22 protein-coding genes are annotated in these 20029 nt (G+C 70.7%); 14 read left to right on the forward strand and 8 right to left on the reverse strand.

Annotation, left to right across the window (positions count from 1 at the left end; all coding sequences use genetic code 11):
• The first annotated feature begins 10 nt into the window (after positions 1-10).
• The 7 genes from typA (at position 11) to IM777_RS06310 (ending at position 6543) form a co-directional block, all read left to right on the forward strand.
• Positions 11-1924 (forward strand): translational GTPase TypA, encoded by a 1914-nt coding sequence (typA, locus tag IM777_RS06280; protein ID WP_071042920.1) that lies wholly within the window; start codon positions 11-13, stop codon positions 1922-1924.
• A gap of 215 nt (positions 1925-2139) precedes the next feature.
• Entirely contained in the window at positions 2140-2892 is a 753-nt protein-coding gene (locus IM777_RS06285; protein ID WP_071043364.1) for an AzlC family ABC transporter permease, read from the forward strand.
• Complete coding sequence (locus IM777_RS06290; RefSeq protein WP_194384971.1) at positions 2889-3203, forward strand: AzlD domain-containing protein; 315 nt, start codon at positions 2889-2891, stop codon at positions 3201-3203. Before IM777_RS06285 ends, IM777_RS06290 begins: the two co-directional genes overlap by 4 nt.
• Positions 3204-3226: 23 nt before the next feature.
• Complete coding sequence (locus IM777_RS06295; RefSeq protein WP_071042922.1) at positions 3227-3610, forward strand: histidinol dehydrogenase; 384 nt, start codon at positions 3227-3229, stop codon at positions 3608-3610.
• 9 nt (positions 3611-3619) lie between these two features.
• A complete protein-coding gene (fdxA, locus tag IM777_RS06300) occupies positions 3620-3940 on the forward strand; it encodes a ferredoxin (protein ID WP_071042923.1) in 321 nt (106 codons plus the stop codon).
• A gap of 3 nt (positions 3941-3943) precedes the next feature.
• On the forward strand, positions 3944-5056 hold the full coding sequence (gene dapC, locus IM777_RS06305; protein ID WP_071042924.1) for a succinyldiaminopimelate transaminase: 1113 nt from the start codon (positions 3944-3946) through the stop codon (positions 5054-5056).
• Positions 5057-5247: 191 nt separating this feature from the next.
• Entirely contained in the window at positions 5248-6543 is a 1296-nt protein-coding gene (locus IM777_RS06310; protein WP_075807067.1) for a citrate synthase, read from the forward strand.
• A gap of 43 nt (positions 6544-6586) precedes the next feature.
• On the opposite strand, the gene IM777_RS06315 is transcribed toward IM777_RS06310, so the two are convergent.
• The 3 genes from IM777_RS06315 to dapD form a co-directional block, all read right to left on the reverse strand.
• A complete protein-coding gene (locus IM777_RS06315; protein ID WP_194384972.1) occupies positions 6587-7210 on the reverse strand; it encodes a hypothetical protein in 624 nt (207 codons plus the stop codon).
• A 78-nt stretch (positions 7211-7288) separates the two neighbouring features.
• Positions 7289-7894, reverse strand: a complete 606-nt coding sequence (locus IM777_RS06320) for a YdcF family protein (RefSeq protein ID WP_071042926.1) — start codon at positions 7892-7894, stop codon at positions 7289-7291.
• 31 nt (positions 7895-7925) lie between these two features.
• Complete coding sequence (gene dapD, locus IM777_RS06325) at positions 7926-8882, reverse strand: 2,3,4,5-tetrahydropyridine-2,6-dicarboxylate N-succinyltransferase (protein ID WP_194384973.1); 957 nt, start codon at positions 8880-8882, stop codon at positions 7926-7928.
• A gap of 44 nt (positions 8883-8926) precedes the next feature.
• Here dapD and dapE point away from each other — a divergent pair, with 44 nt between their 5' ends.
• From dapE to IM777_RS06340, 3 genes are all read left to right on the forward strand, one after another.
• Positions 8927-10000: a succinyl-diaminopimelate desuccinylase gene (dapE, locus tag IM777_RS06330; protein WP_194384974.1), complete on the forward strand. Its 1074-nt coding sequence runs from the start codon at positions 8927-8929 to the stop codon at positions 9998-10000.
• Complete coding sequence (locus IM777_RS06335; RefSeq protein ID WP_194384975.1) at positions 9997-11208, forward strand: hypothetical protein; 1212 nt, start codon at positions 9997-9999, stop codon at positions 11206-11208. The genes dapE and IM777_RS06335 overlap by 4 nt, the downstream gene beginning before the upstream one ends.
• Before the next feature lie 74 nt (positions 11209-11282).
• The gene (locus tag IM777_RS06340) at positions 11283-11456 is read left to right on the forward strand and encodes a DUF3117 domain-containing protein (protein ID WP_064485917.1); all 174 of its coding nucleotides are present in this window, start codon (positions 11283-11285) and stop codon (positions 11454-11456) included.
• Between the two features lie 67 nt (positions 11457-11523).
• On the opposite strand, the gene IM777_RS06345 is transcribed toward IM777_RS06340, so the two are convergent.
• Positions 11524-12165, reverse strand: a complete 642-nt coding sequence (locus IM777_RS06345; RefSeq protein WP_071042928.1) for an O-methyltransferase — start codon at positions 12163-12165, stop codon at positions 11524-11526.
• A 72-nt stretch (positions 12166-12237) separates the two neighbouring features.
• Here IM777_RS06345 and IM777_RS06350 point away from each other — a divergent pair, with 72 nt between their 5' ends.
• A complete protein-coding gene (locus tag IM777_RS06350) occupies positions 12238-12612 on the forward strand; it encodes a twin-arginine translocase TatA/TatE family subunit (RefSeq protein WP_228480977.1) in 375 nt (124 codons plus the stop codon).
• Positions 12613-12714: 102 nt separating this feature from the next.
• On the forward strand, positions 12715-13872 hold the full coding sequence (locus IM777_RS06355) for a carbohydrate-binding domain-containing protein (protein WP_194384976.1): 1158 nt from the start codon (positions 12715-12717) through the stop codon (positions 13870-13872).
• Between the two features lie 33 nt (positions 13873-13905).
• Here the strand turns inward: IM777_RS06355 and IM777_RS06360 are convergent, their stop codons facing one another.
• Genes IM777_RS06360 through IM777_RS06370 form a run of 3 tightly spaced genes read right to left on the reverse strand, consistent with a single transcriptional unit; the run spans position 13906 to position 16885 of the window.
• Entirely contained in the window at positions 13906-15057 is a 1152-nt protein-coding gene (locus tag IM777_RS06360; RefSeq protein ID WP_228480978.1) for an Mrp/NBP35 family ATP-binding protein, read from the reverse strand.
• Entirely contained in the window at positions 15054-15590 is a 537-nt protein-coding gene (locus tag IM777_RS06365) for a DUF1003 domain-containing protein (protein WP_194384977.1), read from the reverse strand. The genes IM777_RS06360 and IM777_RS06365 overlap by 4 nt, the downstream gene beginning before the upstream one ends.
• A complete protein-coding gene (locus IM777_RS06370) occupies positions 15590-16885 on the reverse strand; it encodes a magnesium transporter MgtE N-terminal domain-containing protein (RefSeq protein WP_194384978.1) in 1296 nt (431 codons plus the stop codon). The genes IM777_RS06365 and IM777_RS06370 overlap by 1 nt, the downstream gene beginning before the upstream one ends.
• A gap of 38 nt (positions 16886-16923) precedes the next feature.
• Here IM777_RS06370 and IM777_RS06375 point away from each other — a divergent pair, with 38 nt between their 5' ends.
• Entirely contained in the window at positions 16924-17586 is a 663-nt protein-coding gene (locus IM777_RS06375; RefSeq protein ID WP_194384979.1) for a YflT domain-containing protein, read from the forward strand.
• Positions 17583-18251, forward strand: coding sequence for an alpha/beta hydrolase family protein (locus tag IM777_RS06380; protein WP_194384980.1), 669 nt, complete (start codon positions 17583-17585; stop codon positions 18249-18251). The genes IM777_RS06375 and IM777_RS06380 overlap by 4 nt, the downstream gene beginning before the upstream one ends.
• 8 nt (positions 18252-18259) lie before the next feature.
• On the opposite strand, the gene IM777_RS06385 is transcribed toward IM777_RS06380, so the two are convergent.
• Positions 18260-19993 carry a gamma-glutamyltransferase family protein gene (locus IM777_RS06385; protein WP_390178249.1) on the reverse strand — a complete coding sequence of 578 codons (1734 nt, stop codon included), beginning with the start codon at positions 19991-19993 and terminating at the stop codon, positions 18260-18262.
• Positions 19994-20029 lie beyond the last annotated feature (36 nt).

Below are 20029 nucleotides of genomic sequence, written 5' to 3' on the forward strand. Positions count from 1 at the left end.
GGACCCCCTCATGGCGCACGCCCTTCGCACCGACCTCCGCAACGTCGCGATCGTCGCGCACGTCGACCACGGTAAGACGACCCTCGTGGACGCGATGCTGCGCCAGACCGGGTCGTTCGGGGAGCACGCGCACGTCGAGGAGCGGGCGATGGACTCCAACGACCTGGAGCGTGAGAAGGGCATCACGATCCTCGCCAAGAACACGGCGATCACCTACAACGGTGCCCACACCGACGAGCCGGTGACCATCAACGTCATCGACACCCCCGGGCACGCGGACTTCGGCGGCGAGGTCGAGCGCGGACTGTCGATGGTCGACGGCGTCGTCCTGCTCGTGGATGCCTCGGAGGGGCCGCTTCCGCAGACCCGTTTCGTGCTGCGCAAGGCGCTCGAGGCGAAGCTGCCGGTCATCCTGCTGGTGAACAAGACCGACCGTCCCGACGCGCGGATCGCCGAGGTCGAGGAGGAGGCGCACGACCTGCTGCTCGGCCTCGCGTCCGACATGTCCGACGACGTGCCCGACCTCGACGTCGACGCGCTGCTCGATGTGCCCGTGGTCTACGCCTCCGGTCGTGCCGGCGCGGCATCCCGCACGCGACCCGCGAACGGCGAGCTGCCCGACAACGACGACCTCGAGCCGCTCTTCGAGGCGATCCTCGCGCACGTTCCGGCCCCGAGCTTCGACGACGAGGCTCCGCTGCAGGCCTGGGTGACGAACCTCGACTCGAGCCCCTTCCTCGGGCGTCTCGCGCTGCTGCGCGTGTTCAACGGCACCCTGAAGAAGGGGCAGACCGTCGCGTGGGTGCGCCACGACGGCTCCCACTCGACCGCGCGCATCACCGAGCTGCTGAAGACCCGTGCGCTCGAGCGCTACCCTGCCGAGTCGGCCGGCCCTGGCGACATCGTCGCGATCGCGGGGTTCGAGGACATCACGATCGGCGAGACGATCGCCGACCCCGACGACGTGCGCCCGCTCAAGGCGATCACCGTCGACGACCCCGCCATCTCGATGACGATCGGCACCAACACCTCGCCCCTGGTCGGCAAGGTCAAGGGACACAAGCTCACCGCGCGCATGGTGAAGGACCGCCTGGACCGCGAGCTGATCGGCAACGTCTCGCTCAAGGTCGTCGACATCGGCCGGCCCGACGCGTGGGAGGTGCAGGGGCGCGGGGAACTCGCCCTGGCCATCCTCGTGGAGAACATGCGCCGCGAAGGTTTCGAGCTCACCGTCGGCAAGCCCCAGGTGGTCACGCGCAAGAGCGAGGAGGGCAAGGTCCAGGAGCCTTACGAGCACCTGACGATCGACGCGCCCGAGGAGCACCTCGGCGCCATCACCCAGCTCATGGCCGGTCGCAAGGGCCGCATGGAGACGATGGTCAACCACGGCACCGGTTGGGTGCGGATGGAGTTCGTCGTGCCCTCGCGCGGCCTCATCGGGTTCCGCACCGAATTCCTGTCGGTCACCCGCGGCACGGGCATCGCCAACGCCATCTCGCACGGCTATGACGACTGGGCGGGGCAGATCGTCGCGCGACAGAACGGCTCCATCGTCGCCGACCGGGCAGGGGTGGCCACCCCGTTCGCCATGATGGCCCTGCAGGAGCGCATGTCGTTCTTCGTGCAGCCCACCGAGGAGGTGTACGAGGGCATGGTCGTGGGGGAGAACACCCGCTCCGAGGACATGGATGTGAACATCACCAAGGAGAAGAAGCTCACCAACATGCGCTCGTCGACCGCCGACGAGCTCGAGAAGCTCACCCCGCCGCGCCAGCTCTCGCTGGAGGAGTGCCTGGAGTTCGCCCGTGAGGACGAGTGCGTCGAGGTCACGCCCGAGCGCGTGCGCATCCGCAAGGTGATCCTCGACCAGACCGAGCGCGCCCGCCAGACCAGCCGCCTCAAGCGCCAGGACGCGAACGCCTGACCCGCCGCGTCGAGCGGTGAGCGCGCTGCCACAGCGCCGCCATCTCCGCATCGACATCGCGCGCCGGTGAACAACGCCGGAGATTCTCGAGCGCGGTGAGGACGCCGCCCGGTTTTCCGGGCCGCGGCCGCCATGCGCGCGCATGGACTCCTGCGTTGTTCACCGTGCCCGGCGGCGTCGCGTGAGAGTGTCGGAGCTGAACGGTGGTGACGTCGATGGATGAGGCGGCGGATGTGAACGACGAAGCGGACGCGCGCGCGGCGTGGCGCGAGGCCGTGGGCGTTGCGCTCGCCACGAGCGCCTACGGCGTGTCGTTCGGTGCCCTGGCGGTCGCGTCGGGACTGGACGTGTGGCAGGCGTGCGTGCTCAGCCTGCTGATGTTCACCGGCGGATCGCAGTTCGCCTTCGTCGGCGTCGTCGCCGCGGGCGGCGTGGCGGCCGCGCCCTCGGCGGTCGCGTCGGCGGCCCTGCTGGGGGTGCGCAACGTCGCCTACGGAATGCGGATGTCCCCGATCATCGGACGACGCCTGGCCACGCGGCTGGCCGCGGCCCCGTTCACGATCGACGAGTCCACCGCCGTCTCGCTTGCCCGCGAGACGCCGCGTGCGCGCACGATCGGGTTCTGGGTCACCGGGATCGGCATCTACGTCGGATGGAACCTGTCCACTCTCGCGGGCGCTCTCCTCGGCGACGTGCTCGGCGATCCGCGTGCGTACGGGCTGGACGCAGCTGCGGCCGCGGCGTTCCTCGCCCTGCTCTGGCCGCGCCTGCGGCACCGGCAGCCGATCGCGGTCGGGATCGCCGCAGCCGTCGTCGCAACCCTCCTCACCCCCGTGCTGATGCCGGGCATCCCGGTTCTTGTCGCCGCCGTGGTGGCCGTCGTGGTCGGGTGGTTCAACCTGCTGGGCCGCGAGGACCGTCCGCCCCGCGAGCCCGCCGACGCGCCCGAGCGGGAAGGGCTGCCGTGAACCTCTGGACCGCGGTGCTGATCGCCTCGATCATCTGCGTGGCGTTGAAGACGGTCGGCTACCTCATCCCGCCACGCTGGCTCGAGGCGCCGCGTCCCGCCCGCATCGCCGATCTGCTCACGGTGGCGCTGCTTGCCGCGCTCGTGGCCGTGCAGACGCTCGGTGACGGGCAGGCGGTGACCGTCGATGCGCGGGTGCCGGCGGTGCTCGTCGCGGCGGGGCTGCTGCTGCTGCGCGCACCGTTCCTCGTCGTCGTCGCCCTTGCCGCGGCGACGGCCGCCCTGCTGCGCCTGGTCGGCTGGGCGGCGTGACGCCCTCGGACTAGGCTGTCACGGTGAACTCGTCCCTCCCGGTGCGCCTGGCCACGTGGGCCCTCGCCTTCGTCATCGGAGCCTTCTACGGCCTCGCGGGCACGATCGGCCACTCCTACGCGATCGTGGGCATCCCCGTCGGCCTCGTCGTCGCGATCATCGGCTCGGCGGCCCTCCTCCTGGCGGTGCGGCTGCTCACGGCCGATCGCTGGTCGACCCTGGCAACGGGAGGGGGGATGATGGTCTCGACCCTCGTCTTCTCGGGTGAGGGGCCGGGCGGGTCCGTCGTGGTGCCGCAGACGGAGATCTCCCTCGTGTGGACCTTCGCGGTGCCGCTGGTCGTGGCGCTCGCGGTCGCCTGGCCGAGCCTGCCGTCGGTCGACGAAGCCGCCACGCGTGACGCGTAGACTGAGACCGTGACGTATGTGATCGCCCTCCCGTGCGTGGATGTCAAAGACCGCGCCTGCATCGACGAGTGTCCGGTCGACTGCATCTACGAGGGCGAGAGATCTCTCTACATCCACCCCGATGAGTGCGTCGACTGCGGAGCCTGCGAGCCGGTGTGCCCCGTCGAGGCGATCTACTACGAGGACGACCTGCCCGACGAATGGCAGGACTACTACAAGGCCAACGTCGAATTCTTCGACGACATCGGCTCGCCCGGTGGTGCCGCGAAGGTCGGCGTGATCGCCAAGGACCACCCGGTCATCGCCGCCCTCCCGCCGCAAGAGCACTGATCCGTGGGAGTCGCAGACCTCGCCGACTACCCCTGGGATGCGGTCGCTCCGTATGCGGAGCGGGCGCGCGCCCATCCCGACGGGATCGTCGACCTGTCGGTCGGCTCGCCCGTCGACCCGACTCCGGCGGTGGTCGCCGCCGCCATCGCGGCGGCGACGGACGCCCACGCTTACCCGCAGACCGTCGGCACGCCGGCCCTGCGCGAGGCGATCGTGCGCTGGTACGAGCGGCGGCGCGGCGTGACGGGGCTGACCACCGCGAACGTGCTCCCGACCATCGGGTCGAAAGAGCTCGTGGCGCTGCTGCCGTTGCTGCTCGGCCTCGGCTCCGGAGACATCGTCGTGCATCCGCGCGCCGCGTACCCCACGTACGAGGTCGGCGCACGTCTGGTCGGAGCGGTGCCGCTCGCCGCCGACGATCCCGCGGAGTGGCCCGCCGGCACCCGGCTGGTGTGGCTGAACTCGCCCGGCAACCCTGACGGACGGGTGCGGGATGCCGCGGCCCTGCGCGCCGCGGTCGAACGGGCCCGGGAACTCGGTGCCGTCGTCGCATCGGACGAGTGCTACGCGCTGCTCGGATGGGATGCGCCGTGGGATGCCGTCGGCGTGCCGTCGGCGCTCGAGCCCGGCGTGACCGGTGGTGATCTCGCCGGCGTGCTCTCGGTGTATTCGCTGAGCAAGCAGTCCAACCTCGCGGGGTATCGGGCCGCGTTCGTCGCCGGCGACCCGGCGCTCATCGCCTCGCTGCTGACCGCCCGCAAGCACCTCGGGCTCATGCTGCCCGGGCCCGTGCAGGCGGCGATGATCGCGGCGCTCGACGACGACGCGCACGTCGACGCGCAGCGCGAGCTCTACCGCCGTCGCCGAGACGTGCTTCTTCCCGCTGTGCGCGAGGCGGGCTTCCGCGTCGACGCGAGCGAGGCGGGGCTCTACCTGTGGGCGACCGAGGGACGTGACGCGTGGGAGAGTCTCAGCCGGCTCGCCGACCTCGGGATCCTCGCCGGTCCTGGGCACTTCTACGGTGCCCACCATCCGCAGCACGTTCGCTTCTCGCTCACCGCCGCCGACGAGCGGATCGACGCCGCGGCGACGCGCCTGCGCGCTACCGTGCGCTGAGGGCGCCGTAGGAGGGATCCACCATCGGGTGCGGTCCATCTTTGGTCGTGTCATCAGTGGGCGCCCGCCATGGGTAGGCTGTAGAACGCGCGGCCATCGCGAACATCGCCTTCCGCGCCGACCCGAGGGCACCACCCGGTGCCGGACGGGTCGACGACCCCCGGGACGACCAGAAATCGCGAGGAGGCGCCGTGAGCGACGCGGGCATTCAGCAGGACAACGCCACCATCACCATCGGTGGCACCACGACCGAATATCCGCTGGTGCACGGCACCGAGGGCGCGCCGAGCATCGATGTCTCGGCGCTGACGAAGAAGACCGGTTACACGGCGCTCGACTACGGCTTCGTCAACACCGCCGCGACCAAGTCGTCGATCACCTACATCGACGGCGATCAAGGCATCCTGCGCTATCGCGGGTACCCCATCGAACAGCTCGCCACCCATTCCAGCTACCTCGAGGTGGCGTGGCTGCTCCTGTACGGCGAGCTGCCGAGCGCCTCGGAGCTCGAGGCCTTCGACGGACGCATCCGTCGTCACACGCTTCTCCACGAAGACCTCAAGCGCTTCTTCTCGTCGCTGCCGCCGACCGCGCACCCCATGTCGGTGCTCTCGGCGGCGACCGCCGCTCTTTCGACGTACTACGAGAACGAGTCCGACCCGCACAATCCCGAGCACGTGGAGCTCAACACCATCCGCATGCTCGCCAAGCTCCCGGTGATCGCGGCGTACGCGCACAAGAAGAGCGTCGGGCAGGCGTTCCTCTATCCCGACAACGGGCTGAGCTTCGTCGACAACTTCCTGAAGCTCAACTTCGGTGTGCTCAGCGAGATCTACGAGGTCAACCCCGTCATGTCTCGGGCCCTGGAGCGCCTCCTCATCCTTCACGAGGACCACGAGCAGAACGCCTCCACGTCGACCGTTCGGCTGGTCGGCTCGACCGGAGCGAATCAGTTCTCCTCGATCTCGGCGGGCATCAACGCCCTGTACGGACCCCTCCACGGCGGCGCCAACGAGGCCGTGCTGGCGATGCTCGCGCAGATCCGGGATTCGGGTGAGAGCGTGCAGCGATTCGTCGAGCGCGTCAAGAACAAAGAAGACGGCGTGAAGCTCATGGGCTTCGGACATCGCGTCTACAAGAACTACGATCCGCGCGCGAAGCTCGTCAAGGAGTCGGCCGACGAGGTGCTCGAAGCGCTCGGTGTCAGCGATCCGCTCCTCGATCTCGCCAAGGAGCTCGAGGAGATCGCCCTCAGCGACGATTACTTCCGGGAGCGCCGCCTGTACCCGAACGTCGACTTCTACACCGGCGTGATCTACAAGGCGATGGGCTTCCCGACGCGGATGTTCACCCCCCTGTTCGCCATCGGCCGTCTGCCGGGATGGCTCGCCCACTGGCGCGAGATGCAGACCGATCCGCAGACCAAGATCGGCCGGCCGCAGCAGCTGTACGTCGGGTCGGCCGAACGCCGGTACCCCGGCGCCTGAGCGGGGCGGGGCCGCGCGGTCGATCGGCTCCGAGAACGACGGCTCAGCCGCCGGCGGGGGAGAACGTGTAGGAGAGCCCCACAGGTGCGTCTTCGCCCCGGATCGTGACCATCGCCCCGATCGTCATGCCGTTTGCCGTGACCGGCGGAAGTGCGGCCGCGTATTCACCGTCCGACGCGCCCGACGCGGCGGTGAGCTCCTCCTCCAGACGCGAGAAGTCCTCTTCGCGCCATCCCCAGGTCTCGGCGTCCTCCCGGAGCTGCCCGACCGCCGCCGTCCACGATGTCGGCGCGACGGGACGCAGCTCGACGGTGGTCACCGAGTCGGCGTCGGTCGTCAGCGTGAGCGCTTCGACGAGCTCGACGCTCGCGACGCCGTCGTCGCCGAGCAGGATGGCTCGCACCGGGACCAGGGGCTCCACCTGCTGCGAACCGGACGCGGGGAGCCCGAGGGATGCAGCCGGCTCCGCCGTCTCGCGAAGATCGATGCGGACGACCCCCTGTCGGGTGAGGTAGTCCACTCCGGCACGGGTGAACGTCGACATGCCGTCGTCGGTCACCTGGTCCGTCGACGGCGTCTGGGCCGGATCGGTCCACCACGAGTTCTGGATCGACAGGGCGCCCCACGCGATGGCCACGCAGATGATCGCGACCACGGTGATCGGCACCCATGACAGCGCACGCCGATGCCGTCGGGTCAGGCGCATGGCCCGCGGCGCGAGGACGGCAGCATCATGCTTCTCAGGCTACGCGTCATCCGGTTGCTCCTCCGGTGGCGGAAGGCGCCGCCGATGCCGGATCGAGACGACGGTGCCGAGGATCTTGAACGGCAGCACTTCGCCGAAACGGTGGTCGGCGGCGCGCCGCAGGCGTGAGGCGAGGTCGGGTCGCTGCTCGGCGAGGGCGGCTCGTGCCATCTCGGCGTGCGGGGAATTGGACACGATCGCTATCGATTCGGCGTCTTCGATCAGGGGGATGATCTCGCGGAGGTTCTCCCGGGTCGACCGGCTCCCGGTCTCCAGGGCGATGGGTCCGCGGTAACCGCGCTCGCGGGCATAGCGCGCCATGATGCGTGCTTCCGGAACGGAGCTGTGCACTGCCCCGCCGCTCAGCACGAGCACCGTGCGCGGAACCCGCGGATCGATGGAGCGGATGCCCGCTCGCACGCGGTAGCGGTTGACGGCGTTCGCGCGCACGCCGCGATTGCCGTACCCGAGCACGACGATGGCTTCGACCCGGGGAGGCGTCGTGCGGCGGCGGGGAAGTCCGCGCCGGCTGGAGAGCCAGTGGTAGACATCGGCGGCGAGGGCGACCGCGATGACCGTGGCGACCGCGATCGTCGCCCCGGTCATCGCCGGGTTCCGCCGCACGTGCCGGTCCGGTTCAGGCGTGGAGGGCCTCGTTGAGCGTGACGCCCACGCCCGCTCGGGCGAGGGCCTCGATCGCTCCCGTGACGGAGTTGCGTCGCAGCAGCACGCCGTCGCGCCCGGAGAGGTCGCCCCCCTTGACGGTCGGGCGGCCGCCGTCGGCGACCGGCGGCTGATCGGCGAGCACGATCTTCGATCCGGCGGTGACGTAGAGCCCCGCCTCGACGACGCAGTCGTCGCCCAGCGAGATGCCGATGCCGGCATTGGCGCCCAGCAGCGTGCGCGCGCCGATCGACACCTTGTGGGTGCCGCCGCCGGAGAGGGTTCCCATGATCGACGCGCCGCCGCCGATGTCGCTGCCGTCGCCGACGACCACACCCTGCGAGATGCGTCCCTCGACCATCGACGCGCCGAGCGTGCCCGCGTTGAAGTTCACGAAGCCCTCGTGCATGACGGTCGTCCCGGGCGACAGGTAGGCACCGAGTCGCACACGCGACGCGTCGGCGATGCGGACGCCCTCGGGCGTGACGTAGTCGAGCAGGCGCGGGAACTTGTCCAGCCCCTGCACCTGGATTCCCTCGCGCGCCAGGAAGGGGCGCAGCCGCGTGGCATCGTCGGGGTGCATCGGCCCGGCGTTGGTCCAGGCGACGTTGGGCAGATGCCCGAAGATCCCGTCGAGGTTCAGACCGTTCGGGGCGACGAGGCGGTGGGACAGCGCGTGCAGTCGCAGGTAGGCGTCGGATGTGCCGGTCGGCGCGGCATCCAGGTCGATCTCCAGCGTCACCAGCTCGACGGAGACGGCGCGGCGCTCGTCGGGCACGGCCAGGTGGTCGAGGTTCTCGGTCGCCTTCGCGGGGTCGTATCCGCCGGGGATGCGGCCGGCAGCCGGGGACGGGAACCAGGTGTCCAGCACCGTCCCCGACTCGGTCACCGTCGCCAGGCCCGTGCCCCAGACCCATCGTTCGTCGCTCATGCCGTCCACGCTACCGGCTGCGATGCGGTCGTTAGACTCGGGGGATGCCGGACCTCGACCTCACCGCAACGTCCGTCGACCTCACGCGCGCGATCTGCGACATGCCCAGCGTCTCGGACGACGAGACCGTGCTGGCCGATGCCATTCACCTCGCTCTCGCCGAGCACGGTCACCTCGACCTGCATCGCGACGGCGACACGATCGTCGCACGCACCCATCTCGGTCGTGACCGCCGCGTCGTCATCGCCGGGCACATCGACACCGTTCCGATCAATCAGAACGTGCCCACGCGCGACATCGAGATCGACGGCGAGCCGTTCATCTGGGGTCGTGGGACGGTCGACATGAAGGCCGGCGTCGCCGTGCAGCTGAAGCTGGCGGCGGAGCTCACGTCGTCCAACGTCGATGTGACGTGGATGTGGTACGACCACGAGGAGGTCGCGGCCGAACGCAACGGTCTGACCCGCCTCGCGCGGAACAGTCCCGAGCTGTTCGCCGGCGACTTCGCGATCCTCGGCGAACCGTCCAACGGGGAGGTGGAGGGCGGCTGCAACGGCAACCTGCGCGCCGTCGTGCGCACCGAAGGGGTCAGAGCCCACAGTGCGCGCTCGTGGATCGGCGAGAACGCGATCCACAAGGCCGCTCCCATCCTCGCCCGCCTCGCGGAGTACCGCGCGCGGGAGGTCACCGTCGAAGGCCTCGCCTACCGCGAGGGGCTCAACGCGGTGCACGTGCGCGGAGGGGTGGCCGGCAACGTCATCCCCGACGCGTGCGAGGTCGAGGTGAACTACCGGTTCGCGCCCAGTCGCGACGGCGCCGAGGCGGAGCGCCATGTGCGCGAGGTCTTCGCGGGCTTCGACGTCGAGGTCGTCGACCTCGCCGAAGGGGCGCGACCCGGGCTCGATTCGCCGCTGGCGCAGGAGTTCCTCACGGCCGTCGGTGCCGAACCGCGCCCGAAGTACGGGTGGACGGACGTGGCACGGTTCTCGGCCATGGGCGTTCCCGCCGTCAACTACGGTCCCGGCGACCCGCACCTCGCACATCACGACGAGGAGCGGGTCCCCGTGGCGCAGATCGTCGAGGTCGAGCGCGGTCTGCGAGCGTGGCTGACCGCGTGACGGAGCGGGCGGAAGCTTCCGCCCCGTCGCTCTGGACGCGCCCGGCGCTGCGCGTCGCGTTGGTGTACCTGTCGGCGCGCGTGGTCACGAGCGCGTTCTTCGTTCTCGCCTCCGCGCTGGCCCCGGCGGATGCCCGGCACGGCCAGGGGGCGACGATCGGCACCTATGTGCTGGCGTGGGACGCCCAGTGGTACTGGCTCATCGCCTTTCAGGGGTATCCCACCGAGCTGCCGCTGACCGAGGCCGGCCGCGTCGCCGAGAACGCGTGGGCGTTCATGCCGCTGTATCCCGCACTGTCGGCGGTGGTCGCGGCGCCCTTCGGGCATTGGGGGGTCGGGGCGTTCCTGGTCACGCTCACGGCCGGCTACGGATGCGCGCTCGTGCTGCATCGGATGTTCCGCGAGCGTCTCGGCGAGAGCGCCGCGCTGTGGGGAGTGGTGTTCTTCTCCGCCGGGCCGCTCGCCGCCCTGCTGCAGGTGGGCTACGCCGAGGCGCTGTTCCTGTTCTTCCTGCTGCTGGCGATCCGCTGCGTGCAGAAGCGACGCTACGGCTGGCTGTACCTGCTCATCCCGCTCATGGGTTTCACACGACCCGGGGTGCTCGCGTTCGCGCTGTTCCTCGCCCTCTACGGTCTGTGGCGGCTCACCCGTCGCACGGTCGAGCCGGTCACCCGCCGGGATGTCGTGCACATCCTGGCCCTGGGCGCCCTCGCGACGATCGTCGGGTTCTCGTGGCAGGTGATCGCGGCGGTGGTCACGACGGACGCGTCGGCTTATCTGGAGACAGAGCTGGCCTGGCGGCGGCAGTGGGTCGGCGACGCGGGCGGATTCCTGCCGTTCGAGGGGTGGGTGCAGGGAGCGACGTTCTGGTTCCCGCGGTGGGGACTGCCCGCCTGGCTCGGCGTCACCGCCCTGGTTCTGCTGGTGGCCGCTGTCGCCGCCCTTCTCCTGCTCGAGCCGCATGTCCGCAGACTCGGGGTCGAAGTGCGCCTGTGGTCGGCGAGTTATCTCGTGTACCTTCTCGCGGTGTTCTTCCCGCAGTCGAGCACGTTCCGTCTGCTGTTCCCGCTCGCTCCGCTGGCCGGTGCGCTCGCCGTTCCCCCGTCCCGGCGGTGGCGGATCGGGGTGCTGGTGGCGTGTCTGATCGGCCAGGTGGTGTGGATCTACAACATGTACACGCTCGGAAACACGTTCTGGCGCATCCCCTGACGGCACATTTCCGTCGACGGGCGGGTGTGCACGATAAACTCGGGAGGCAGACCTCCACAAGAAAGGGAGCCACGATGGCAGCGATGAAGCCGAGAACCGGAGACGGGCCGATGGAGGCCGTGAAGGAGGGGCGCCTCATCATCGTGCGTGTTCCACTCGAGGGTGGGGGCCGTTTGGTCGTCTCTGTGAACGATGCTGAGGCCAAGGAGCTTCACGACGTTCTGGGGGGTGTCGTCAGCGCAGCCTGACGTACGTTCTCGTCTCACATACGAAAAGGCCGGTCCGAGGACCGGCCTTTTCGTGTGTGAGACCGGGTCAGCGAGGCTCTGCGGCGACGGTGGTCAGCTGGAGGAGGCCTTCGCCCACGATCGAGAGTGCGCCGATGACGGCGGATGAGGATTGCGTCTCCTGGATGAGGGAGCGGTATGCGGCTGTCGTCGGGTCGCGCCGCACGGGGTCGGAGACCGCCCCGCCACCGAGCACGCGCGGCACCAGCACCGTGCCGCCGGCGCGCACCAGGCGCAACCCGTGCTCGACGTACTCGATCACACCCTCGGGGTCGGCATCGACGAAGACGATGTCGTAGGAGGCCTCGTTCATGCGCGGGAGCACCTGGGCGGCGCGACCGGTGATGAAACGGGCTCGCGCGGCGGGCACGCGCGCGTCGGCGAAAGCCTGTCGGGCGGCGCCGAGGTGCTCGGGCTCGCTGTCGATCGTGGTGAGGGTCGCGCGAGGCGACCCGTGCAGAAGCCACAGGCCCGACACGCCCGCTCCGGTGCCGATCTCGACGATGTTCAGGGCGGCCGAGGCCGCTGCGATCACCGCGGCCTGGGCGCCGACTTCGGCGCTGATGGGCGCTGCGCCCAATTCCAGCGCGGCCGCGCGGGCACGTGCGATGTGATCGGGTTCGACGACGGACTCCGCCGCGAAGCGCCGATCGGCGTCTTGATCTGCCATGTCCACTCCTTCCGGATCAGCTTAGGTGCCGCATCGCGACGCGCCGCTGAGGCGCGACGGTAATCTGAAGGGGTGTTCAACGGCCTGACGTTCGAGAAGCTGATGCTGATCCTCGTCATCGCCGCCTTCCTGCTGGGACCGGAGCGGCTGCCGCGCTACGCCGAGGCGCTCGCGGGCCTCGTCCGGCGCGTGCGGGATTTCGCGCAGGGCGCGAGGACGCGCATGAAGGACGAGATGGGCGACGAGTTCGACGACGTCGACTGGCGGCAGCTCGATCCGCGCCAGTACGACCCGCGGCGCATCATTCGGGAGGCCCTCCTCGACGACCCGCCGGTTCCCGCCGCGAAGGCCGCGAAAGCCACGACGACAGCGGCTCCGGCGGTGAAGCCCGTCACGAGCAAACTCGAGCCCGGCACGCGGCCGCCCTTCGACAGCGAAGCGACCTGAGGGCGGGTTCGTATCGCCGACATCGCGCGGGCATAGGAGGCGCATAGGAGAGCGCGGTGCACTGTTCTCACGACACACGCACCCCATCCGAAGGAGTCGACCATGCGACGACCGGCCCTGACAACCGCCGCTCTCCTCACCTCCGTGCTGCTGGTCAGCGGCTGCGCGGCGACCTCGGCGTCGTCCGACACCGCGACCGCCACGACCGCGCCCTCCACCAGCACGGAGTCGACCACGTCCTCGACCGTGGACACCTCCAGCGAGAGCGGCGACATCGACTGGAGCACCCTGCCCACCACCGAGGTGGCGCTCACCGACGACGGGCTCACGATCACCGAGCCCGGAACCTATGTGCTCACCGGATCATCCACCGGGCAGATCGTCGTCGACAGCGACGGCCTCGTGCGCATCATCCTCGACGGCGTCACGATCGACAGCGCGGACGGTGCGGCGATCCGCGTCGACAATGCCGAGACGACCGTCATCGAGCTCGCCGAGGGGTCGACGAACTCCGTCGCCGACGCTTCGACCCGCAGCGACGAGGAGATCGACGGTGCGATCTACTCCGCGGACGATCTCGTGATCACCGGGACGGGCTCGCTCGAGGTCGCCGCGAACTTCGCGGACGGCATCGTCGGCAAGGACGATCTGTGGATCGAAGCGGGAACGATCGCCGTCTCGAGCGTCGACGACGGCATCCGTGGCACGGACTCGCTCACGGTGACCGGCGGCACGATCGACGTCGACGCCGCCGGGGACGGGATCAAATCCAGCAACGACACCGACGCCGGGGCCGGGCAGCTGGTCGTGTCGGGCGGTGAGATCACCATCACCAGCGGTGACGACGCCGTGAAGGCCGAGCAGCAGGTCACCATCAGCGGCGGAGTGATCGACATCGTGTCCTCCGTCGAGGGTATCGAGGCGCCCGTCATCGTGATCGAGGGCGGTCAGACGAGCGTCAACGCATCGGACGACGGCGTGAACGCGGCCGCCTCGGCCATCGTGACCAGCGGACTGTCGATCTCGATCAGCGGCGGCGACCTCAGCATCGTGATGGGTTCCGGCGACACCGATGCGGTCGACAGCAACGGAGACCTCACCATCAGCGGCGGCACGATCGACATCACGGCGCAGTCCGCGTTCGACTACGACGGCAGCGGGACCCTCACGGGCGGCACGATCACCGTCAACGGGGAAGAGGTCACGGAGCTGTCGAACCAGATGATGGGCGGCGGCATGGGCGGCGGCGGGCGTCCCTGAGACGACGTCTCCCGAAGAGGCACCCGGTCGCGCTCAGCCGGTCGTGAACGGCAGGGCGCGGCCGGGCAGATCGCGCGGCCGTGCGGCGAGAGCCTTCGCCAGCGCCGTGATGGCGCGCGCGGCCGGGTCCTCCGGGACAGCGATCACGCCGGGCACACCGTCGTCGCCGGCCTGACGGAACGCCGGACTCAGGGGGATCGATGCGACGACCTCCACTGGCTCGGAGGCGGTGGTCAGCGCATCCGCCACCGCGCGTCCGCCGCCGGAGCCGAACACCTCGAGCGCCGTGCCGTCGGGAAGAGACAGGGCGGACATGTTCTCCACCACGCCGATCAGGCGCTGTCCGGTCTGACGGGCGACGAGCCCGCTGCGCACCGCGACGTCGGACGCGGCCGGCTGGGGCGTCGTGACGACGAGCACCTCGGCGTGGGGGAGGAGCTGGCCCACCGAGATGGCGACGTCTCCGGTGCCCGGCGGCATGTCCAGCAGCAGCACGTCGAGGTCACCGAAGAACACGTCGGTGAGGAACTGCTGCACGGTCCGGTGCAGCATCGGACCGCGCCAGGCCACCGCGCCCACCGGTCCGTCGGCGTCACCGCGACGCAGGAACATCCCGATCGAGACGACCTTCACGCCGTACGCGACCGGCGGCAGCATGAGGTCGTCGATCCGGGTCGGCGAGGGTGCTCTGCCGTCGGCGTCGACGAGTCCGACCAGGCCCGGGATCGAGAAGCCGTGCACGTCGGCGTCGATGAGCCCGACGGAGAGGCCCTGTTCGGCGAGCGCCACGGCCAGGTTGGCCGTCACACTCGACTTGCCCACGCCCCCCTTGCCGCTCGTGACGGCGATGACGCGCGTGAGCGAATCGCGGCCGAACGGCATCTGCCGTGCGGGTCGCCCGTCGCGGAGCTTGTCGGTCAGGGCCCGGCGCTCGTCGAGGGTCATCACCCCCACCTCGAGGTCGACGGCGTCGACGCCGGTCACCGCCGCCGCTGCGTCGGTGACATCACGCGAGATGCGGTCGGCGGCGGGGCATCCGACGATGGTCAGAGCGATCGCGACGTGCGCGGTGCCGGCGTCGACGCTCACCTCGCGCACCATGTCGAGATCGCTCAGCGGACGGCGCAGCTCGGGATCGATGACCGAGCCGACGGCCGTGCGGACGCGGGATGCGAGGTCGCTCACGTGGTGGAGGACTCCTTCCGCGGGGCGTCATCGAGGTGCGTGAGCATCTTCTTCAACTCTCCGCGGAGCACGTCTTTGGTGAGCACATCGCCCTTCATGTCGTTGACCGCCATGCGGAGAGCGACGATCTCCCTCGCGAGGTACTCCGTGTCGGCCAGGTTCCGCTCGGCACGCTGTCGGTCCTGCTCGATCTGCACGCGGTCGCGGTCGTCCTGGCGGTTCTGGGCGAGCAGGATGAGCGGAGCAGCGTACGACGCCTGGAGCGAGAGCATGAGCGTCAGGGCGGTGAAGCCATTCGCCGCCGAGTCGAACCGGAGGTCGACCGGCATGAGGGTGTTCCACGCCAGCCACGCCGCGCAGAAACCGCTCAGGATCACCAGGAACGCCGGCGTGCCCATCGCACGTGCGATCCACTCGGTGAACCGCCCGAAGCGATCACGGGAGGGCTGCGGGGTGCGCCCGAGAACACCGGAGCGCCCGCGGGGCGCATCGAGGCCTCTGATGCGGGTGATCTGCTTGCGCTCGCGAGCCATCATCGCCTCCTCGTGGGGATCGCGGCGGTCGTGGTCGGAACGGCGGGCACCTCGGGGCCCTCCGTCTCGACCGAACGCCAGTCGTCCGGCAGCAGGTGGTCGAGAACGTCGTCGATGGAGACGGCCCCCACCAGGCGTCGCGCGGGATCGACCACCGGTACCGATACCAGGTTGTAGCTGGCGAGCATGCGCGCGACCTCGGACGCCGCCGCCGTCGCGGGGATGGGGTCGACGGAGTCGTCGATGATGGCGCCGAGCCGCTCGTGCGGCGGGTAGCGCAGCATCCGCTGGAAGTGCACGGTGCCCAGGAGCCGGCCCGTGGGGGTCTCGTAGGGCGGGAGGGTGATGAACACCGAGGCCGCCAGTGCCGGATGCAGCTCGTGGCGCCGGATGAGGGCGAGAGCCTCGGCGACGGTCGACTCCGCCGACAGGACGATCGGCTCGTTCGTCATGAGGCCGCCGGCGGTGTCGGGGCCGTACTTCAGCAGGTCGCGCACATCTTGCGCCTCCTCGGGCTCCATGAGGCCGAGGAGCTGCTCCGATCGCACCTTGGGCAGCTGGCCGAGGAGATCGGCGGCGTCGTCGGGTTCCATCGCGTCGAGGATGTCGGCGGCGCGCTCATCGTCGAGCTGCTCGAGGATGTGCACCTGCTCGTCTTCGGGCATCTCTTCCAGCGCGTCGGCCAGGCGGTCGTCGGGAAGCTCCTCGGCCACTTCGATCAGGCGATCCTCGGGGAGATCGAGGAGGGTGTTGGCGAGGTCGGCGGGCTTGAGCTCGGAGAAGCTCGCCACCAGCTGCTCGGCCGATTGCGCTTCGCCCGGCTCCTGGTCTTCGCGCACCTGCGACCAGGTGGCGAAGGTCGTCGCGCCCTTCGAGAAGGGGGATCCTCCCGTCTTGGGTCGCCGCAGGAAGAGCTGGCCGATGTCCCAGTCCCCGAGGCGGCTGCGCTCGATGGCGACGTCCTCGATGACGGCGGTGCCGGATCCGTCGCGCAGGAAGACGCGACGACCGACGAGCTCGGCCATGACCCGCACCTCGCCGCCGCGCTGCTGGAAGCGGCGCACGTTGATCAGGCCGGTGGTGATGACCTGGCCCGGACGGATCGAGGTGACACGGCCGATCGAGAGGAACACGTGACGCCGACCGGGGATCTCCACGATCAGCCCGACGACCCGGGGCGGGTCATCGGCACGGAAGATGACGACCACGTCGCGCACCTTGCCCAGCCGGTCGCCCGCGGGGTCGAAGACGGCGCAGCCGGTCAGGCGGGCGATGAATACCCTCTGCGTGCTCACGATTCCAGCGTAGACCGGCGTCGTGGGAGGATGGAGGAATGAGCATGATCGGCGGACGCGGCTCCCAGGCCACCGGAGAGGTGGGTCCCACGGTCGCGTCGTTCCCGACGTACGAGGCCGCGCAGAAGGCGGTGTCGGAGCTGATCTCCGGGGAGATCCCGGCTCGTGAGATCGCGATCGTCGGCACGGGACTGCGCTCGGTCGAGCGGGTGACCGGCCGTCTCGGGTACGCGTCGGCCGCTCGGTCGGGAGCGATCAACGGGCTGCTCCTGGGGCTGTTGTTCAGCGCCGTGGTCGTACTCGGATCTCCGACGGTTCCCATCCAGGTCTTCGTCGGCGTGCTGTTCGTCGGCATCGCGATCGGGATGCTCTTCAGCATCGTGACCTACTCCCTCGTGCGCCGTCGGCGCGACTACGCCTCGGTGATGGCCGTCGTCGCGGACACCTACGAGGTGACCGTCACGGCCAACAGCCTTCATCGTGCCCGACAGGTGCTGGGCCCCCGGGCGAACGGGCCCGCCGGGACCGACCCCGCCGTGCCCGGCCCCGCCGTGCCCGGCCCTCCCGCACATCCTTCCGACCCGCCGGCTCGCCCGTCGTCCACCGACGCGCCCGACCGGCCGGTCGCGCCGCCGCAGTACGGCGAGCGCGTCGACCCGGATGCGCCGCGCCGCGCCGAGGACGACGCCCCCGGCTCGTGAGCGCCGACACCGTCGAGGTGGAGCTTCCCGCGGGCACGGTGCCGGTGAGTGCCGCCACCGCGGTCCCGGCCGAGCCGTGGGCGGTCCTGGCGGTGGCGCACGGTGCCGGCTCGCGGTTCGATCATCCCGGCGTGACCGGCTTCACCGACGCGCTGAACGCGTGCGGCGTCGCGACGGTGCGCTTCAACTTCCCGTACGCCGAGGCTGGTCGGCGCATGCCGGGCCCACCCGCGCACGCGATGACGGCATGGGAGGCGGTCGCCACGAAGGTGACGTCGGAGTTCCCGCATCTGCCGTTCTTCGCCGCGGGGCGCTCCTATGGCGGCCGGATGGCGTCGATGGCCGCCGCAGAAGGCCTCCTGCGCCCCCGGGGATTGATCTATCTCGGCTACCCGCTGCATCCGCCGGGCAAGCCGGAGAAGCCGCGTACGGAGCATCTTCCCGCGATCGTCGTGCCGCAGCTGTTCCTCTCGGGAACGCGCGACGCCTTCGTGCAGCCGCTCGAGCAGCTCGACGAGGCGGTCGCGGCGTGCCGGGACGCCACCCTCGTGACGATCGACGGGGCCGGGCACGGCTTCGAGGTCGCGGGGCGACGTCGATCAGCCGACGAGGCGGCCGCGCACCTCGCGCCGATCGTCGTGGACTGGATGCGCGCCCGGGTTTGAGCGTCTGGTCACCGCCCGGCGGCGTACCCCTGCATGCCGCGGGCGTTCGCGGCTGCCCACAGCACGCCGTCGTCATTCCGTCCCACCGCGGAGACCCTGCCGAGCGCCCACGCGCCCGCGCGCGTGATCCGATGCCCGCGCGCGGCGAGGGCGTCGATCACGTCGTCGCCCAGCCGGTCTTCCACGACCGCGCCCGCCGGGGTCCAGGTGCGCGGCCAGAACGAGTCGGCGAGGGCCGTGGTGTGCAGTGCGGGCGCGTCGATCGCAGCCTGCGGGGAGAAGCCGCCGACGAGGATGCGCAGCAGAGTGAGCAGCTGCCACTGGTCCTGCTGGTCGCCGCCGGGCGATCCGAGCGCCATCCGAGGGCGGCCGTCGCGCAGCACGAGCGTCGGGGTGAGCGTGGTGCGGGGGCGCCGTCCCGGCCGCAGAGCGGACGGTCGCCCCGGCTCGAGCCACGTCATCTGCAGTCGGGTCCCGAGGCAGAAGCCGAGCTCGGGGATCGTCGGCGATGACTGCAGCCAGCCGCCCGACGGCGTCGCGGCGACGACGTTGCCCCACCGGTCGATGACATCGATGTGGCAGGTGTCGCCCCGCGTGTGCCCGGTCCGGTCGACGGTCGGCTCCCCGGTGCCCGCAGCCGCGGCGGGCGAGCCGGTGCGCAGCGGCGGAACGAACGGCGTCGCGCCGCCGGGGGATCCGGGTCGGAAGTCCGCGGCGGCGGTGGGTCCGATGAGGTCGCGACGCGCCGCGAGATAGTCGGCCGACAGGAGCGCCTCGAGGTCGACCTCGTCGTCGCCGAACCAGGCGTCGCGGTCGGCGTAGGCCAGCTTCTGCGCCTCGAGGATGTGGTGGGCGCCCGCCTCCTGCGACGGATCGAGCAGATCGTCGGCGAGCGGCTCGAGCATCCCGAGCACCGCCAGCAGCGCGGGCCCCTGCGTCCACGCGCCGGCCTTGACGATCTCGTGGCCGCGGAAGGTCGCGCTGACCGGCTCCTCGTACCGGGCATCGAATCCCGCGATGTCCTCGGCGGTGAGGACGCCGGCATGGTCCCGGCCGTCGGAGTGACGGTGCGGCGTCGCCGCGAAAGCCGACGCCGCGCGGGCGACCTCGCCCGTCTTCCACTCCCGTCGAGCGGCGTCGACCCGCGCGGCGCGGCCCACGGGGCCGTCGTCGCGCACCGGGCACGTTGCCTGCACGAGGCTCTCCAGGACCTCCGCGTAAGCGGCGTTGCGGATCAGCTCGCCCGCCCGCGGAGCCGCTCCGCCGGGCAGCCACTGCGCCGCCGAGGTCGGCCACGCCTCCCGGAACAGGCCCTCGACGCGGGCGATCGTGGCCGCCGCGCCCGCCACCAGCGGATGGCCATCGCGCGCGTAGCCGATGGCGTACGCGAGAACGTCGCGCAGCTCCCACGTGCCGTGGTCGCGCAGCAGGAGCAGCCACGCGTCCACGGCGCCGGGCACCGCGGCGGCGAGGGCGCCTGCCCCGGGCACGAGATCGAGACCCTCGGCCCGCAGATGCGCGATCGAGGCGCCGGCCGGCGCCGGGCCCTGGCCCATGAGCACGCGCGGCTGCTCGCCGGCGGGTTGGATGAGGCCGACGAGGTCACCACCCGGACCGTTCAGATGCGGTTCCACGACGTGCAGCACGAAAGCGCCCGCGACGGCCGCGTCGAAGGCGTTGCCACCGCGCTCGAGCACCGCCTGAGCGGTCGCGGTCGCCGTCCAGTGGGTCGAAGCCGACATGCCGAAGGTGCCGGTCAGCGTCGGCCGCGTCGTGAA

This window comes from Microbacterium luteum (assembly GCF_015277875.1).
Classification (GTDB): domain Bacteria; phylum Actinomycetota; class Actinomycetes; order Actinomycetales; family Microbacteriaceae; genus Microbacterium; species Microbacterium luteum.

Excerpts from the sequence above, each read along its gene's own strand:
- IM777_RS06285 (WP_071043364.1), top strand. The coding sequence starts at position 2,140 with ATGGATGAGGCGGCGGATGTGAACGACGAAGCGGACGCGCGCGCGGCG.
- IM777_RS06320 (WP_071042926.1), bottom strand. The coding sequence starts at position 7,894 with ATGACCGGGGCGACGATCGCGGTCGCCACGGTCATCGCGGTCGCCCTC.
- IM777_RS06345 (WP_071042928.1), bottom strand. The coding sequence starts at position 12,165 with ATGGCAGATCAAGACGCCGATCGGCGCTTCGCGGCGGAGTCCGTCGTC.
- IM777_RS06365 (WP_194384977.1), bottom strand. The coding sequence starts at position 15,590 with ATGGCTCGCGAGCGCAAGCAGATCACCCGCATCAGAGGCCTCGATGCG.
- IM777_RS06385 (WP_390178249.1), bottom strand. The coding sequence starts at position 19,993 with ATGTCGGCTTCGACCCACTGGACGGCGACCGCGACCGCTCAGGCGGTG.
- dapE (WP_194384974.1), top strand. The coding sequence starts at position 8,927 with ATGCCGGACCTCGACCTCACCGCAACGTCCGTCGACCTCACGCGCGCG.
- typA (WP_071042920.1), top strand. The coding sequence starts at position 11 with ATGGCGCACGCCCTTCGCACCGACCTCCGCAACGTCGCGATCGTCGCG.
- IM777_RS06375 (WP_194384979.1), top strand. The coding sequence starts at position 16,924 with ATGAGCATGATCGGCGGACGCGGCTCCCAGGCCACCGGAGAGGTGGGT.
- dapD (WP_194384973.1), bottom strand. The coding sequence starts at position 8,882 with ATGAGCGACGAACGATGGGTCTGGGGCACGGGCCTGGCGACGGTGACC.
- IM777_RS06355 (WP_194384976.1), top strand. The coding sequence starts at position 12,715 with ATGCGACGACCGGCCCTGACAACCGCCGCTCTCCTCACCTCCGTGCTG.
- IM777_RS06340 (WP_064485917.1), top strand. The coding sequence starts at position 11,283 with ATGGCAGCGATGAAGCCGAGAACCGGAGACGGGCCGATGGAGGCCGTG.